At 56.9% G+C, this 16,531-nt stretch carries 18 protein-coding genes; 14 read left to right on the forward strand and 4 right to left on the reverse strand.

Annotated elements, in window-relative coordinates:
• Positions 1-265 precede the first annotated feature (265 nt).
• From EU556_RS15425 to EU556_RS15460, 8 genes are all read left to right on the forward strand, one after another.
• Entirely contained in the window at positions 266-2,272 is a 2,007-nt protein-coding gene (locus EU556_RS15425) for a M23 family metallopeptidase (protein WP_135435042.1), read from the forward strand.
• A gap of 235 nt (positions 2,273-2,507) precedes the next feature.
• Positions 2,508-3,083: a lipocalin family protein gene (locus EU556_RS15430; protein WP_135435043.1), complete on the forward strand. Its 576-nt coding sequence runs from the start codon at positions 2,508-2,510 to the stop codon at positions 3,081-3,083.
• A 72-nt stretch (positions 3,084-3,155) separates the two neighbouring features.
• Entirely contained in the window at positions 3,156-3,605 is a 450-nt protein-coding gene (gene bcp, locus EU556_RS15435; protein WP_135435044.1) for a thioredoxin-dependent thiol peroxidase, read from the forward strand.
• Between the two features lie 146 nt (positions 3,606-3,751).
• Complete coding sequence (locus tag EU556_RS15440) at positions 3,752-4,654, forward strand: transketolase (RefSeq protein WP_135435045.1); 903 nt, start codon at positions 3,752-3,754, stop codon at positions 4,652-4,654.
• Between the two features lie 20 nt (positions 4,655-4,674).
• Complete coding sequence (locus EU556_RS15445) at positions 4,675-4,947, forward strand: hypothetical protein (protein WP_135435046.1); 273 nt, start codon at positions 4,675-4,677, stop codon at positions 4,945-4,947.
• A 19-nt stretch (positions 4,948-4,966) separates the two neighbouring features.
• The gene (locus tag EU556_RS15450) at positions 4,967-6,373 is read left to right on the forward strand and encodes a vWA domain-containing protein (protein WP_245327712.1); all 1,407 of its coding nucleotides are present in this window, start codon (positions 4,967-4,969) and stop codon (positions 6,371-6,373) included.
• A complete protein-coding gene (locus EU556_RS15455) occupies positions 6,370-7,269 on the forward strand; it encodes a phytanoyl-CoA dioxygenase family protein (RefSeq protein WP_135435047.1) in 900 nt (299 codons plus the stop codon). The genes EU556_RS15450 and EU556_RS15455 overlap by 4 nt, the downstream gene beginning before the upstream one ends.
• A gap of 47 nt (positions 7,270-7,316) precedes the next feature.
• Positions 7,317-8,273, forward strand: a complete 957-nt coding sequence (locus EU556_RS15460; RefSeq protein ID WP_135435048.1) for a transketolase family protein — start codon at positions 7,317-7,319, stop codon at positions 8,271-8,273.
• 74 nt (positions 8,274-8,347) lie between these two features.
• Here the strand turns inward: EU556_RS15460 and EU556_RS15465 are convergent, their stop codons facing one another.
• Complete coding sequence (locus tag EU556_RS15465) at positions 8,348-8,944, reverse strand: hypothetical protein (RefSeq protein ID WP_135435049.1); 597 nt, start codon at positions 8,942-8,944, stop codon at positions 8,348-8,350.
• 58 nt (positions 8,945-9,002) lie between these two features.
• Positions 9,003-9,653 (reverse strand): zinc ribbon domain-containing protein, encoded by a 651-nt coding sequence (locus EU556_RS15470; RefSeq protein WP_135435050.1) that lies wholly within the window; start codon positions 9,651-9,653, stop codon positions 9,003-9,005.
• Between the two features lie 134 nt (positions 9,654-9,787).
• On the opposite strand from EU556_RS15470, the gene EU556_RS15475 reads away from it, so the two are divergent.
• Entirely contained in the window at positions 9,788-10,531 is a 744-nt protein-coding gene (locus EU556_RS15475) for a DUF481 domain-containing protein (RefSeq protein WP_135435051.1), read from the forward strand.
• A gap of 10 nt (positions 10,532-10,541) precedes the next feature.
• On the opposite strand, the gene EU556_RS15480 is transcribed toward EU556_RS15475, so the two are convergent.
• Complete coding sequence (locus EU556_RS15480; protein ID WP_135435052.1) at positions 10,542-11,516, reverse strand: hypothetical protein; 975 nt, start codon at positions 11,514-11,516, stop codon at positions 10,542-10,544.
• 147 nt (positions 11,517-11,663) lie between these two features.
• Between EU556_RS15480 and EU556_RS15485 the strand changes: the two genes are divergently transcribed.
• From EU556_RS15485 to EU556_RS15500, 4 genes are all read left to right on the forward strand, one after another.
• On the forward strand, positions 11,664-12,215 hold the full coding sequence (locus EU556_RS15485) for an RNA polymerase sigma factor (protein WP_135435053.1): 552 nt from the start codon (positions 11,664-11,666) through the stop codon (positions 12,213-12,215).
• A gap of 31 nt (positions 12,216-12,246) precedes the next feature.
• Positions 12,247-12,705, forward strand: a complete 459-nt coding sequence (locus EU556_RS15490) for a hypothetical protein (protein ID WP_135435054.1) — start codon at positions 12,247-12,249, stop codon at positions 12,703-12,705.
• 22 nt (positions 12,706-12,727) lie between these two features.
• Complete coding sequence (locus tag EU556_RS15495) at positions 12,728-13,216, forward strand: hypothetical protein (RefSeq protein WP_135435055.1); 489 nt, start codon at positions 12,728-12,730, stop codon at positions 13,214-13,216.
• 156 nt (positions 13,217-13,372) lie between these two features.
• Complete coding sequence (locus EU556_RS15500; protein WP_135435056.1) at positions 13,373-14,566, forward strand: aspartate aminotransferase family protein; 1,194 nt, start codon at positions 13,373-13,375, stop codon at positions 14,564-14,566.
• Positions 14,567-14,647: 81 nt separating this feature from the next.
• Here the strand turns inward: EU556_RS15500 and EU556_RS15505 are convergent, their stop codons facing one another.
• Positions 14,648-15,097, reverse strand: coding sequence for a tellurite resistance TerB family protein (locus tag EU556_RS15505; protein ID WP_135435057.1), 450 nt, complete (start codon positions 15,095-15,097; stop codon positions 14,648-14,650).
• A gap of 265 nt (positions 15,098-15,362) precedes the next feature.
• On the opposite strand from EU556_RS15505, the gene pfkA reads away from it, so the two are divergent.
• The gene (gene pfkA / locus EU556_RS15510; RefSeq protein ID WP_135435058.1) at positions 15,363-16,334 is read left to right on the forward strand and encodes a 6-phosphofructokinase; all 972 of its coding nucleotides are present in this window, start codon (positions 15,363-15,365) and stop codon (positions 16,332-16,334) included.
• Positions 16,335-16,531: the final 197 nt, after the last annotated feature.

A 16,531-nucleotide genomic window follows, 5' to 3' on the forward strand; every position in this document is an offset into this window, starting at 1 on the left:
AAGGTGCGTGCTAGTCCTTAAGGCAAGGCACAAGACGCGGAGCGGCAGCACGCCGCCCCCGCCACTTTTACGTATGCGCTAGGCCAGGGCAGTGGTAGTACAAGTGGCGGGGGTGTGCCTCCCGCCTGCTTTTGCTTTCCATCCTACTGCTCTGCGCCAGCTTGATGAGTGTGCCTGCGGGCTTTGCCAGGCAGGCACGATACTAGCCCAGTACGGCGTTGAGGCAGCAGGCCCCACCCTATTTGTGGCAGATTTCCTTTCCTGAATGCTCCATTCCTTTTTCAAGACCCAGCCGCGGCTGCTAGGCCTAGCCTTGCCCTTCCTAGTGCTGCTAGGCTTCCAGCCGGTTTCCTGCGGCGGCCAGGAGCCCGATACTTCGGCCAAGCCGAAACCAGTCTCCACTACCCCGCCCGATGCTAAAGTGCCCGTGCCGCAGGGGTATTTTCTGTTTCCTATCAAGCCCGGCCAGCCCAACTATCTGGCGGGCAGCATGGGGGAATTGCGGCCAAATCACTTTCACGGGGGCCTCGATATCAAAACCGATGGCCGGGTAGACCTGCCCGTGTATGCCTCAGCCGATGGCTACGTATCGCGCCTGAAGCAGAGCAGCTTCGGCTACGGCAATGTGCTGTACATCACGCACCCCAATGGCCTAACCACGGTGTATGGCCACCTCAACCACTTCCGGGGGCCGGTGGCCCAGGAGCTACGCCGCCAGCAGTATGAGAAGCAGACCTACGAGCTGGAGCTGTTTTTCAAGCCCGATCAGTTTCCGGTGAAGCGCGGCGAGGTAGTAGCCCTCTCCGGTAATACGGGCGGCTCAGTGGGCCCGCACGTGCACTGGGAGGTTCGCACCGCCCAAGACCACCAGCTGAATCCGCTGCAGTGGGGCGGCTTTCCGGAGATTCAAGACCATGTGCGGCCTATTTTGCAAGCCTTTGCCGTAGAGCCCCTCACTATTGAGGCTCGTGTACAGGGCAAGTTTGGCAAGCAGGTGTTTGTACCGAAGGCACCGGCCCTGCCCAATGGTGGTGGCTACGTATGGGCCGATACCATTTCTGCTTATGGCACCGTAGGCCTGTTGCTGCAGGGGTTCGACCGGTTTGATGTGGTCTGGAACAAGTACGGTTTCCAGAAAGTAGAGGTGCTAGTCAATAACGAGCCGCTCTACACCCATGTGGTTGACGACATTCCGTTTCCGGAAGGCTCCCGCCAGATTAACCGCCACACCGACTATGAGTGGCGCGCGATGAACGGCCGGCTCATGGAAAAGCTGTTCGTAGACGATGGCAACGACCTGAGCATCTACACGACGGGCGCCAGCAAAGGCCGTCTGCGCGTGCAGGAGGGCAAGCTCTACAACGTAGAGGTCCGGATGGCTGATTCATACGGCAACATGACGCCCCTGCGCTTTGTACTGCGCGGCGAGCAGCCCGGCTATACCAAAACCCGCTCGGCGGCCGTGAAAACGCCGGCTTTGCGCTACGATGTGAGCCGTAACCTGATGGTGGCCACTGCCGCCGACCCTGATACCGCCGCCGTGGGCGGCAACCTCACCCTGTACAAAGGCGACCGTCGCCTGACGCTCAAGCCTAGCTACACCGAGCACAGCCAGAACGTGTACCTCTACGACCTGCGCGCCGGTCGCCCCGATTCTCTGCAATTCGGGCGCGTAACCAAACGGTTTGAGCGGCAGGCTCTCATTCCCTCGGGCCGCGACTTCAGCTTCACCACGGCCAACATGAGCTTGAGCTTCGGGCCCAAAACCTTATTCGACACGCTCTACATCCAGACCAGCTATAAGGCCGGCCTGTGGACGGTGCACCTGCCCCGCACGCCGCTTTACGAAACGCTGCGCATGACCTTAAAGCCTGAAGTAGAGGTGGCCGACAAAACGCGCTCAGCCATTTACAGCGTCACGGCCAAGGGCGGCCGGGCCTACGTAGGCGGCCGTTGGGATGGCAACACCATCACGGCCAACATCAAGACCTTCGGGCAGTTCAAGATCCTCACCGATACCATTCCACCTTCAGCTCGTCTTGTCAGCAAAGGCGCGGGTGGCCTAGTATTTAAAGTGGGCGACGACCTTTCCGGCCTAGCTAGCTACAAGCTGGAGATTGGAGGCCGCTTCCGGATGCTGCGCTATGAGCACAAGAACGCCACTCTCTTTACCGAGCGCGACGACACCTTGGGACCACCGCTGCGCGGCCCCGCCACCCTACGCATTACCGACCAGGCTGGTAACGAAAAGGTCCTGAGCTTTACCCTGTAGCCGGTTGCTTGCCCTATCGCCTTCCAGGCAAGGCCTTGTTTGCCGCAATACCGTAAAAGCCAAAGTCACTTATGAAGTGGCTTTGGCTTTTCTTTTGTCCGACGTGGTGCTCTGAGCCCTCAGTGAGCAAAGCGCGGCTTTCCCCTATCTTACCTACGCTTCGCTAGGCCAGTCTTTCTGTACCCGACAACAGGCTTTGCGCGTACAAGCTCATCCATTCACCTTGTCACTTCTTATGGCCAACCTGCTCAAACGTCGTCGCCCTACTCTCTTCACCGCTATTGCCGCTACCGTTGCCACGGGCGTGGCTGCCTACGCCTACGCCAAGCGCAAAATGCACCCCGAGTTGCCCACCGTGGCGCACGTTGATCTGCATAAGTACAAAGGACTGTGGTACGAAGTAGCCCGGCTGCCCGCCCGGTTCGAGAAGGGCTGCCAGCACGTAACGGCCGAGTATAAGCTCCGGCCCGATGGTAAAGTACAGGTGCTCAACACCTGCCACAAAGAAGGCCTGAACGGACCAGTCGAAACGGCCACCGCCATAGCCCGGTCCGTTGATGCCTCTAACAGCAAGTTGAAGGTGCAATTCTTCTGGCCTTTTGAGGGCGACTACTGGATTCTTGACCTCGACCACGCTGACTATCAGTATGCCTTAGTGGGCGAGCCTAGCCGCAAAAACCTCTGGATTTTGAGCCGGATGCCCCACCTGGAGCGCAGCATCCGCGACCGGCTCATTGCCCACGCCCGCGACCTGGGCTTCCCGGTGGATAACCTGATTTACACGCCCCAACCCATGAACGAGAAGCCTTAGGCCACTTCACTCATTCAGTATTTCACTAAATCACCACTTGGCAGAAGCCGAAGTCCGTTCTACCTTCGCGCCATGTCACTTCCCCAAATCGGCGAACTAGCCCCTGCTTTCGAAGCCCAGGACCAGAACGGCACCACCCACCGCCTGCAAGATTATGCCGGCCGCAAAGTAGCGCTCTATTTTTACCCCAAAGACGATACCAGCGGCTGCACGGCCCAGGCCTGCAACCTCCGCGACAACTACCAGAGCCTGCTTGGGGCCGGCATTCAGGTACTAGGCGTGAGCATCGACGGCGAAAAGTCGCACCAGAAGTTTGCTACCAAGTATGAGTTGCCATTTCCGCTACTCGTAGATGAGGACAAGAAGCTGGTAGAGGCCTACGGCGTGTGGCAGGAGAAATCGATGTACGGCCGCAAGTACATGGGCACCATGCGCTACACGTTCCTGATTGATGAGGAAGGTAAGATTGAGAAAGTCATCACAAAAGTCGATACCAAGAATCACGCGGCGCAACTGCTGTAATATCAAGAGCCTCGCCTGTTTGGGCGAGGCTTTTTTACGGGCGGCGGCTAGGCCAGATTAGCAGTCCGTCAGCACCGGTGGCTGCGCTCTTCCACCTCCCGCCCAACTTCCTACCTTTGTCACCCTACCAAACTCCAATAGAACCTATGGCTCAGGAATCCTCTTTCGCCGCCTCTTCCGAGACCCACACCCCCACGCCTACCAAGTCTGTTGACCAGCTGAAGCAGATTGCGGCCCAGGTGCGCCGCGACATTGTGCGCATGGTGCACGCCGTAAACTCCGGCCACCCCGGCGGCTCGCTGGGCTGCACCGACCTGCTGGTGGCTCTATACTTCAAGGTGATGAAGCATCACCCCGAGCCCTTCGATATGAACGGCATCGGCCAGGACCTGTTTTTTCTGTCTAACGGCCACATTTCGCCCGTTTTCTACTCGGTACTGGCCCGCTCGGGCTACTTCCCCGTGGGTGAGCTGGCTACGTTTCGGAAGCTCAACTCACGGCTGCAGGGCCACCCCGCCACCCACGAGCACCTGCCCGGCATTCGGGTAGCTTCAGGCTCGCTAGGCCAAGGACTGAGTGTAGCCATCGGTGCGGCCCAGGCTAAGAAACTCAACAACGACGACCGCACCGTATTTGTGTTGATGGGCGACGGTGAGCTAGAAGAAGGTCAGATCTGGGAAGCGGCCATGTACGCCCCTCACCACAAAGTAGACAACCTCATTGCCTTCGTAGACCGCAACGGTCAGCAGATCGACGGCCCCACTGAGAAGATTGGTGGCCTAGGCGACCTGCGCGCCAAGTTCGAAGCCTTCAACTGGCGCGTGCTGGAAACCGACGGTAACAACCTCGAGAAGCTTCTGCCTACTCTCGAAGAAGCCCAGTCGCTGCTAGGCCAGGGTCAGCCAATTATGGTGCTGATGGATACTCAGATGGGCTACGGCGTTGACTTCATGATGGGCTCGCACAAGTGGCACGGCGTAGCGCCAAACGACGAGCAACTGGAGAAAGCCCTGCAGCAGCTGATGGTAGAAGAAGCCGGCGACTATTAGCAGGCGGGGAACGTCATGCCATGAAACAGCTTTTCGAGCCTCAAACCTATAAAGCCGTCCTAATGACTCTCTGGATAGTGTCTATTCCAATGGCTATCCGTGATTCCTTTGGCGATGTAGCTAGTCTGTGTGCTGCTGTACTATCAGCTGCTATTGCATTGGGGCTTGCTTATGCAACTGTCAACAAGTCGAATAACACTAAACTATTGACCCTCACAGGATCAGTAGTTATCATCCTTGTCTTGATGGGAGCTTTTGTTACAGGGCATGCCTCTCCTAACCCATCTAATTAAACTGCGCAAGTAGAATAGCATGAGCAAAGGCATGTTTTGGGTACGCTCCTGGATGTTGCTGGCCTTGATATGGCTAGCAGCACCCAGTCGTGCCCAAAACGTAGCGCCCGAGAAGCCCCGCACCACCCGTATCCTGTTCGTGCTCGATGCTTCGGGCTCTATGCGGGCGCCGTGGGAAGGCCAGCAGCGCTGGGATGTGGCCAAGAGCCTGCTCTCCAAAATGGTGGACTCGCTCAACGCGTATCCGCACCTGGAACTGGCGCTGCGAGCCTACGGCCACCAGCACGACAACAAGGAGAACAACTGCGAAGACTCGAAGCTGGAAGTGGCATTTGCGCCCAAAAACGCGGCTGCCATCAAGGCTCGGCTCAAAACCATTGAACCGAAGGGCAACACGCCCATTACCTACTCCTTGTTGCAGTCGGCTCAGGACTTTCCGGTGGATAAAACGGCGCGCAACGTGCTCATCCTGATTACCGATGGCCTGGAGTCGTGCAAGGGCGACCCGTGCGCTACGGCCGTAGCGCTGCAGCGCAAGCACGTGTTCCTGAAGCCCTTCGTGATTGGGATTGGGGCCGAGCGGGAGTTTGGGCGCCAGCTTGAGTGCCTAGGCCAGTACTACAACGCGGCAGATGTCAAAACCTTCCGCACCATCCTCAACGATGTAGTAGCTCAAACCCTGGCCAAGACCACCGTAGCCGTAAACCTGACTGATGAAGCCGGCCGGCCCGTGGAGTCGAACGTGAACATGACGTTCCTCAACAACGTCACGGAGCAGCCCGAGTACAACTACGTGCACTTCCGCGACGCCCAGGGCAAACCCGACGTGCTCGACATCGATGCCTTGCAGAGCTACGACTTGGTGATTAACACGGTGCCCCCAGTGCGGCAGCAGAACCTGCCTATTCGGCCCGGCAAAGCCAATGTGCTCACCTACAAAACCCCGCAGGGTACACTGTGGCTGCAAAACCCAGCCAGCTCGCCTAACCCCTACGGTACCGTGCAAGCGGTAGTGCGAGCCCGGGGCAACGCCGCCACTGTGGTGGCGCTGCCCTTCGGTAGCCGGCAGAAGCTGCTGGCCGGCGACTACGAAGTGGAGCTGTTAACCCTACCCCGCCAGATCCGACGCATCACGGTGAAGCAAGGCCAGGAAACTACTGTGACTTACGAGACGCCCGGCATTCTCAATATTGTGTCGGATTTGAAGGGCTACGGCAGCATCTACAAGCTCAATAACGACGAGTCGCAGACGTGGGTGTACAACCTGCCCGACGGCGGCAGCAGCAAGATCAACCTGCCCATGCAGCCGGGGGCCTACCGCCTCGTGTTCCGCACTAAGACCGCCACCGGCAGCCAGTTTACCGACGTGCGCAACTTTACCATCCGCCCGAGCCAAACCAGCTCGGTCAGCATTTTCGGGAAATGAGGAAGAACGAGCAGTTTACCGGTAATGCTGAACCCCAGAACGGTCATGTCGAGCTTGTCGAGACATCTCGCGTGCTGACGTTGCCACAGCATCCACTCCCCCACTCCTCTGGAAGAAGTGGCTGGGGGGTGAAGTCCAACGAAGCGGTAGAGATGCTTCGGCAGGCTCAGCATGACGTTCTTGTACATGCTGCTCAGCAGCTAGCGGAGCTAGGCCACGCCACGCTTCCCGATGTCTTCTCGCCGGAGGAAGTGAGTAGCTTATTGCAGACCATTGAAACCGTTGAAAGCAACTCTGCCAACTTTCGGCGCAGCCAGGATGTGTTTGCCATTCGCAACCTGCTGCGGGAGATTCCGCAATTGCGGGAGCAACTCCTGACGCCGAAGCTGCGGACGGTGCTGGCGGCGCTTTTCCCCGAGGTTAGGCCACACCTGACGAAGGCCATCTACTTCGACAAACCCGCTGGCTCTAACTGGCTAGTGGCCTGGCATCAGGATGTGATGATAAGCGTGGACCGCCGCATGGAGATTCCGGGCTACGGCCCCTGGACCAGCAAAGGCGGTGATGTAACCGTGCTGCCGCCCCGCGAAGTTCTGGAAAGCATCGTTACCCTGCGCCTGCACCTCGATGACTGTGACGCCACCAACGGAGCCTTGCGCGTAGTACCCAACTCGCACCGGCACGGCGTCATCCCGAATGACCAGCATCCTGCCTACACCCCCGCAGCCGTAACGTGCGAGGTGCCGGCGGGCGGCCTGATGCTGATGCAGCCGCTCACGCTGCACGCCTCTAACCGCAGTACCAGCGCCCGGCCGCGCCGCGTGATTCACTTGGAGTTCAGCACTGCTGAATTGCCGGGTGGCCTAGCGTGGCGGGAGCGGCAGGAAATAGAGTAACCACAAAACCCAATATCCAAACAACTAAGTCCCTAACAACCCTACATATGAAAGACTTCCCCTACACCGAATCGAAAGACACCCGCAGCGGCTTTGGCGCGGGCCTGCAGGAGCTGGGCAAAACCAACCCCAATGTAGTAGCTCTGTGCGCCGACCTGATTGGCTCGCTCAAGATGGATGCCTTCATCAAGGATAACCCCGAGCGGTTCTTCCAGGTAGGCATTGCCGAGGCCAACATGATGGGCCTGGCCGCCGGCCTCACCATTGGGGGTAAGATTCCGTTCACGGGCACCTTTGCTAACTTCAGCACGGGCCGCGTGTACGACCAGATTCGGCAGAGCATTGCCTACTCGGGCAAAAACGTGAAGATCTGCGCTTCGCACGCGGGCCTCACTCTGGGCGAAGACGGCGCTACCCACCAGATTCTCGAAGACATCGGGATGATGAAGATGCTGCCCCACATGACGGTCATCAACCCCTGCGACTACAACCAGACCAAAGCTGCTACCATCGCCATTGCCGACTACGAAGGCCCGGTGTACCTGCGCTTCGGCCGGCCGGTAGTGCCCAACTTCACCCCCGCCGACCAGAAGTTTGAAGTTGGCAAAGGCATTGTGCTCAACGAAGGTACCGACGTGAGCATCTTCGCCACTGGCCACTTGGTGTGGAAGGCCATCTTGGCCGGCAAGCTGCTGGCCGACAAAGGCATCAACGCTGAAATCATTAACATCCACACCATCAAGCCCCTCGACGCCCAGCTGATTCTGGAATCGGCCCGCAAAACGCGCTGCGTAGTAACGGCTGAGGAGCACCAGATGAACGGTGGCCTAGGCGACTCTGTAGCCCAGCTGCTAGCCCGCGAGGAGCCCCTGCCCCTGGAAATGGTAGCCGTAAACGACTCCTTCGGTGAATCGGGCACCCCCGACCAGCTCATGGAGAAATACGGCCTCAACGAGCAAGCAATTGTAGCCGCCGTCGAGAAAGTAATGGCCCGCCGAAAGTAAGTCTTCTAATTTCTTGGAAAATGTAATGCCCCGGCCGCTACATGCGCAGCCGGGGCATTTTGTTATTCACACTATTAGTCCAGCCAAATTTCATCGACTCTACGGATATTTAAATTTTCAGCTTCGTTTCTTGAACCGTAGCTCACAAAGCGAATCCCTTTGGTATACTGGATAATTGTATATCGCTTTTCTGTCTTCTGCCCCCTGTCAATGCGCCAACCATAAACATATGGTATGTTCCTGTTGCTACGAGCTGTATCCAATGGACCATACCGATTAATTACATCTGCAAAGGTGTTAGATGGATAAATGCCTTTGGAAGTAACTATTGACGCCTTTGATCTAAACTTTATACTAGTTATTGATTGCTGATCCTTGGGTTTATTTTCTGTCTCAATAGCAAATTCAACACCTGCCCTTTTGTATGCAAGGGTATAGCCATAGACAACCTGATACGAGCCAGGCCTATCGTCGCTCCATTTGACATGAAAACGCCGTATCATTTCTCCCTTTTTGTAGCCGTTGCCCATTACCCGCCTGACGTCATTCAAGGTTGACTTACCTACCTGTAATCCTTGAAAAACAGAATCTCCCTGAATTACAGTTTGGCCTATTGCCGGGGACGCGCATAGAAGCAGCAAAAAAAATTTCAATAGCTGTTTGATTAACATAGCGAATCAATCATAAGTGACTCGTCTAGCGCATATAGAAAAGGGCACTGCTCACTTCTTACTGCTTCCCGCCGCACTCAGCGCAGAAACGTTGCTCGGGCTTTACAGAAGCGCCACAGTCGCCGCAGAACTTGTCTTTGGCTTGAGCAGCGGTATTGGGCGTGCCGCAAGTTGGGCAGAATTTCTGGCCGGGTGCCAGCTTGGCTTGGCAGTTCTGGCACTGCACTAGGCCACCGGTATTGAGAAAATCGAGGCCCTTGGTGTAATCCTGCTCCCGTGTTTTGGTGTGAATTTGCTCGCGGGCGGCCTGGCGCTGCTGGGCCGATAGCTCCTCTTGCTCATCGGGGGCGCAGGTTTCGCAGAGGTTGGCGCTGTGGTTCCAGCACACATCAGGGCATACCCAGTTGCCGCAACGGGTGCACTGCTTGAAGTACGTTTTGCCTTCCTGCACGGCTTTTTCTAGGGCCGCGTCGTGGGCCTTACCGCCAATAGCTCGCTGCACGTGGTAGGCGGCAGTACCGGCATCATAAAAGCTGCCCCCAAACAGGCTGCCGGCGGCACGCATCAGCTCCCCGGCAATACCAATGCTGTTCGGCTGAAACCGAGACATATGCCCATTGCGGCACTTGTCGCAGTAGAATTTAAACTGAAACCCCTTGTCGGTCGACAAATCATCATGGTTGGCGACGAACTGGATTAGGTTGCTCATAGCGAATAAGGAAGACTGAGTGAACGGTTAAAAGTAGTTATATCCGAATATTTGAAGACTACTCAAGCCGGAGTTATTGAAAATATTCCGCTCGTATACTTGCACACCGTTTCGGTTCTCCTTCTTCCCTGCCTATGCGTCTGCTCTACGCCCTCCTGACTTGTTTTCTAGGCCTGTGCATTGTTCCGGCCGGGCACGCGCAAAACCAGCAGCAGCGCGATACCACCCTTATCGTCTACACCGGGCAGCTCACGGGGGCCTACAGCCGGGGTGGCGTTAGCCGCACGTTGGCATCCACCTCCCACTCGCTCACGTTTACTCGCGGTCAGCACTTTGGCCTACCCATGAACGGCAGCTTCATTTACGGCAAGCAGGATGGCTTTTTAAAAGAGCGTGAATTACTGCTCACGGCCACGCCCTATTATTACAAGGGCCGTTTCCGGGCCTACGCCCTGGGCGGGTTTGAAATCAGCAACCTCCGCGGCATCACGAGTCGGGTGCAGTTGGGAGCGGGGCCAGGCTGGGCATTTTATTCCGATACGTTGGGCCGGGAGGTATCCGTAAGCAACCTGCTGATTCGGGAGAAAACCAACTTCCGCAACGGCACCAGTCGCCTTACTACTCGCAACTCGGCCCGCCTAAAGGTCAGCTACTCGCGCAGCGTGTTCACCCTCAGCTCCATCACGTTCTACCAGCCCTCCGTCATTGACTTCGGCGATTATCGTTTCAGCAACCTCACCACCCTGGCCCTGAAGCTGCCGCGTAAGTTCTCCGTCAATTTCAGCTATAACTACACCCATGAGAGCCGCGTGATTGAGGGCCGATTCCCCGATAACACCAACGTAACCGTGGGAGTGGCCTACAGCACTACCCGCTAGGCCACCCCCGTTAGCGCCCCCTGAAGCTGGATAGGTAGGCTATTCCATCCTGAAAGGTGGTAATTGATGACCCCGCCAAGTAGCTCAATAGCGGGTACATGGGCTGCTTAAACACCTCCAGACTGGGGTGCTCCCCTCGTAAGATTTCCCGGATAGTATTGGAGCCCTGGCCCATGAGCTCTGGAGCATACTGACGAGGCACTTTCTGCTCGTACAAGAAGGTAGCCACCCTGGCCGCTACAACGGGGTCGGGCGTGTTAAGGGCTTGTACGCACTGGGGCAAGATCCTAGGCCAATCGGCGGGCTTAACGGGGTGGTAGCGCAAGAAACCCTGCACGAGCTGTAGTGTGCCGACGCCCAGATTAGGGTCGCGCAGGAAGGGCAGCAATTGGTACATATCGGCGGCCGTGCGCGCCTGAGAGCCGGCCTGCACCAGAGCCTTCTCCCGCACTGAGTCGGGGGCGGCGCTGCGCAGTACGGCCACAGCCTGTGCTACCGTAAGTGGCCTAGGAGCCTGCAACAGCCGCAGGGCCTCGGCGTACCGCGCCGCTTGGTGGTGGGGGTATTTGCGGCGGACCACTGCCACCGCCGCTGTGTCTTGGGCCCGAGCCGCAAACAGGCTCCGGCGGGCCATCTGAAACTCCAAGCTCTGGAACTGCTTCATACTCAGAATAGCATTCAGCTGGCTTACTACGCGCGGATCAGGAGGGGCGGCCGTTCGGTAGGGAGTGCCAGTATCGGAGCGCAGGGTTACGAGGTACTGGTCGTCACTCAACCATATTACTTGCGCATCTTTATAGCCCATGGGCCGAATGGCTGCCATGCACACGGTGGCTTTTTTCTGGTTGAGGGCCGCCACGAAGTCCTCGCGAGTCAGGCCGGATGGCAAACCCCACACCTCCACGTCGGATGGCTTGATTTGGGCATCCGAGGGCGTTGCTTGGCTCCAGAGCCCCATCAGCAGCGCAAAAAAATACTTCCTCATATCACGCACGTATATAGTTGGCTAGCAAGTCTGTAAACTCGTGTTGTACCTGCATGAGCAAGGTAATAGTTCATAGGGCATTAAACCAATTGCCGTGGCCTTGCTCTAACCTCGCACAAACTAGCCGCCCCTAACCTACTCCCCTGCTTGGAAGATCAGGAGATACTCGCCAAGTTCGACGACCCCGCCGCCCGTAACGTGGCCTTCAACCAGCTGGTGCGCAAGTACCAGCAGAAGGTGTACTGGCACGTGCGCAAAATGGTCATCGACCACGACGATGCCGACGACTTAACTCAGGACGTCTTTGTGAAAGTATGGAACAACCTGGCGAATTTTCGACGGGACGCTTCGCTGTACACCTGGATTTACCGCATTGCCACCAACGAATGCCTAAGCTTCCTGTCCTCTAAGCGGCGGCGGTTTTTCTTGCCCCTGAATGATGTAGGAGCCGAACTTACCACCAAACTTGAGGCCGACCCTAGCATGGCGGGTGATGAAATTGAGCGGCGGCTACAGAAAGCCATTCTACGCCTACCTGATAAGCAGCGGCTGGTGTTCAACATGAAATACTACGATGACATCACCTACGAGCAGATGGCCGAAATAACGGGCACTTCGGTAGGTGCCCTGAAAGCATCGTATCACCATGCCGTAAAAAAAATTGAACAATACGTGACGGAAGATTCCGTCCGTAATTAAACCTCAAGGCCTCAGTAGCCTCTAACTCAGCATGAATACCCCCTTTCGTTTGGATGATCATAAGCGCCGGGCGCAACCACTGGCTCCGCCGCCAGATCGGTACTTTGAGCAACTCCCCGCGCGCGTTATGGCCCGGGCGCAACCCGCAGATGCAGGTGGCCTAGCCAGCACGTGGGGTTGGCTGCAGCAGCTTTCGGCCCCGGTTCGGTCGGCGCTGGCTTCGGCCGTGGTACTCGGCGGCTTTGCGGCTTCTTTCTGGCTAACCCAATCTGCACCGGTTGCCACTTCAGGCCCCGCAACGGTGCTGGCGGCTGTGCCGCAGGCTGAGATGGTACAATATCTGTTAGCCAGCGACCAGCGTGTGACCCTCACCGATTTGGCAGAGCTGGCCCCCGCCCCATCGGGCATGCCCGAAACCTATCTGCAGGCCTCGCCCGATGAGCTGCAGGATGCGCTGGATAGCCAACCCAGTGATGAAGCGTATTACTAACTCTTTCCCGTTTTAACCGCACATGACTCACCTTCTCCGTAGCTTCTGGGTAGTGTTGCTGCTGACCACGGTTTCGCTTACAGCCCTGGCGCAAGCGCCGGCTGGCCAGCAAGACCGCCTAAACCAGCTGGAAAATGCCAAGATTGCCTACCTCACCGATAAAATTTCGCTGACCCAGGACCAGGCTCAAAAGTTCTGGCCCGTGTACAATGATTTTACCACTAAACGCCGGGACCTGAACCGTCAAATGCGCCAGCTGCGTACCGCTAGCCCAGATGGCCTCACCGACGAGCAAATCAAAACCAACCTCAACCAGGCCATGACCTTGCGCGAGCAGGAAGTGAAGCTGGAGCGAGACTACTTCAATAAGTTTCAGAAGATTCTCAGCATCCGGCAGGTAGGCCAGTTGTACAGCGCCGAGCGCGAGTTTACCCGCGAAGTCATCAAGCGAGTAGCCGACCGCCGCGGCGGCCCTCACCGTAGCCGCCCCGAGAGCCAATCAGGTAATTGACCGGCTCCCTTTCTCCAGTCTATTTAAAAAGCAGCTGCCCTGGCAGCTGCTTTTTTGTTGTACCCGTGAACCAAGCCGCCGGTATTGCCTGTAACACATGGCTAGGCCACCCATCACTTTGGGCGTACCTTTGCGGCCCGCTTTGCTTTCAGAACTATGCTTACCCCCCGCCAGCTTTTCCTGCGCCACCAGGCTCAAACTTCCGATTTTCCCTTGCTGCTTGAAATTGAGCGTGCCGAGGGTGTGTATATGTTTGACGCTGCCGGCCAACGCTACCTCGATTTAATTTCGGGTATTGGCGTAAGCAACGTAGGCCACCGTCATCCGCGGGTACTACAAGCCATTCAGGACCAACTGGATAAATATCTCCACCTGATGGTGTACGGCGAGCTAGTGCAGGCGCCTCCCGCCGTGCTGGCCGAAGCCCTGCACCGCACCCTGCCGGCCCACCTCGACAATGTGTATTTCACCAACTCGGGTACCGAGGCCGTGGAGGGGGCCCTGAAGCTGGCCAAGCGGCACACGGGCCGCACCGGTTTGCTTTCCAGCTATAATGCCTACCACGGCTCCACCCACGGCGCCCTGAGCATCACTGGCTCTGAGAGCTTCAAGAATAGCTTCCGCCCCCTGTTGCCCAATGTGCAGCACTTCCGCCACAATAACTTCGAAGATCTGGCCCTCATCACTGAGCACACCGCGGCTGTGGTCATCGAAACCGTGCAGGGCGAGGCGGGCGTGCGGGTTCCGGCCCCGGACTACCTGCCTGCTTTGCGACAGCGCTGCACCGATATGGGGGCCCTGCTCATTTTGGATGAAATCCAATGCGGCTTTGGGCGCACCGGTACGTTCTGGGCATTTGAGCAGTTTGGTATTGAGCCCGACATCCTGCTCACGGCTAAGGGCATGGGGGGCGGTATGCCCATTGGCGCCTTTATTTCTTCCCAGGAAATTATGTCAGGCTTTAAGACCAACCCCATCCTAGGCCACTGCACCACGTTTGGCGGGCACCCGGTGTCGTGCGCGGCGTCGCTGGCTACACTGCAGGTTATTCAGGAAGGCAACCTGCTGGCCGGCGTGGCAGAAAAAGCAGCTCGCTTCCGGCAGCAGCTGGTGCACCCTGCCATTCGCGACATCCGAGGCTGTGGTCTGCTGATGGCCGTTGAATTTGACTCGTTCGAGGTACTCAAGCCCATCATCGACCACGCGCTCTGGCACGAACACATTCTCACCGACTGGTTCCTGTTCTGCGACAACTCCCTGCGCATCGCGCCCCCACTCACCATCACGGCCGCCCAAATTGACGAGGCCTGCGCTGCCTTGCTACGCGCCATTGACGCAGTAGTGAGCTAGTAGGCCACTCCATTAGCAGAAACGCCCGGCTTTTCATTTCAAATGAAGGCCGGGCGTTGCTGCTATGCAAAAGAAGAGTGCTTACTCTCCGTTCTGCAAGTTATTGTAGTTCAAGAAGCTCTGGGTTTCCTCTTTGATCTGTTCGCGCGGTAGGCAGTCTTTCACGCCCATCGAAATCTTGCGCACTAGCACACCCACAATGGCTTTGCGGAAGCCAAGCTTTTCGGCCATGTCAATGCAAAAATCCATCTCATTGTCGTCCACCACGCCGTCGGCCAGCATCATGTCTACCAAGTCGAAAATCTGGTCGAACCGTTCCGAATCGTTGTCAGGCAGCACGATGGTACCTGCGCTGGCGTTGCCTACAATAGAGCGGACGTCATCAGCCCGCATGCCGTTTTTCTTTCCTACCGCCACTATAAAGTTCATCTCCCGTTCGTCGATGTGCCCGTCGGCCTTGGCCAAGGCAACCAGGTTCATCAGATGGCTTTTAACCTTTTTGGTTTGCTCATTCTCAAAAAAACCAAACATACAGGTGGGGCTTAGAAGTAGACGGTTGCGTTAGGAGGAATGGGTACGGGGCCAGACTGAGGTCATCAGTGGCGGGTTGTTAATATACCGGCTGTTGAGCGCAAGTGCAATAGACTTGTTTACGGATATCGAAAAAAAACAGCCGATTTGTCAGCCTCTTTTGGGTTTCCGCCTCTTAAAGGCTTTACTTTCCCTGCGGATTTGCCACCTTTGCGCCCGTCCACTGCGGACAACCTAGTTTGAAGAAGAGTACTCAGAGATACATATGAAACGTATTGCAGTTTTCACCAGCGGCGGCGACTCGCCGGGTATGAACGCCTGCATCCGGGCCGTGGTACGTACCGCGGTCTACCACGGCATTGAAGTATACGGCATCATGCGCGGCTACAGCGGCATGATCAAAGGCGAGTTTGTGAAGCTTGATTCTGCCTCGGTAGCCAATACCATTCAGAAAGGCGGCACCATTCTCAAATCGGCCCGGAGCCAGAAATTCCAAACCAAGGAAGGCCGCCAGGAGGCCTTTGACCAGCTGGTAAACCACGGCATTGATGGCCTAGTGGCCATTGGGGGAAATGGCACCTTCACGGGAGCTACCATTTTCGAGCAGGAGTTTGGCATCCCGACCGTAGGCGCCCCCGGTACCATTGATAACGACCTCTATGGCACCGATTACACCATCGGGTACGATACAGCCGTGAATACGGCCCTCGAGGCAATTGACAAAATCCGGGACACCGCTGATTCGCACGACCGTTGCTTCTTTGTGGAGGTAATGGGCCGCGACTCCGGCTACATTGCTATTCCGTGCGCCATTGGGGGCGGGGCTGAAATTGTGATGATTCCGGAAACGCAGATGTCGACGGAAGCCGTGATTGACACGCTGCAGAGCAGCTGGAAGCGCTCTAAAACCTCGTTCCTGGTAGTAGTAGCCGAAGGTGATGAGGAAGGCAACGCCCACGCCGTGGCTCAGCAAGTGAAGGCCGCTATTCCCCAGCTCGATACTCGCGTAACCATTATCGGCCACATTCAGCGGGGCGGCTCCCCATCTGCCGCCGACCGTATGCTGGCCTCACAAATTGGTATTGCCTGCGTAGAGGGTCTAATGAATGGCATGCGCAACGTAATGGCTGGCATCGTAGACCGCAAACTGGTGTACACCCCCTTCACCGATACCATCAATAAGAAGAAAATGATCAACCAGAGCTTCATGCGTATGGTTGAGATTCTGAGTGTATAGGCCTAGGCCACTGCCATCATGAAAAAAGGCGCCCCTTCCGGTAAGGGGCGCCTTTTTTCATGGAAACCATTCATTACATTTAGCCATAGACTATCCGCTCACTTATTATCCTCTTGAATTTGTACCAGAAATTACTTTGCAGCGCTTTGTTGAGCGCCATCTCCGTAGCAGCCGTTGCGCAAGACGCAGGTACTCCA

Origin of the sequence: Hymenobacter fodinae (assembly GCF_004745825.1) — a bacterium.
GTDB lineage: Bacteria > Bacteroidota > Bacteroidia > Cytophagales > Hymenobacteraceae > Hymenobacter > Hymenobacter fodinae.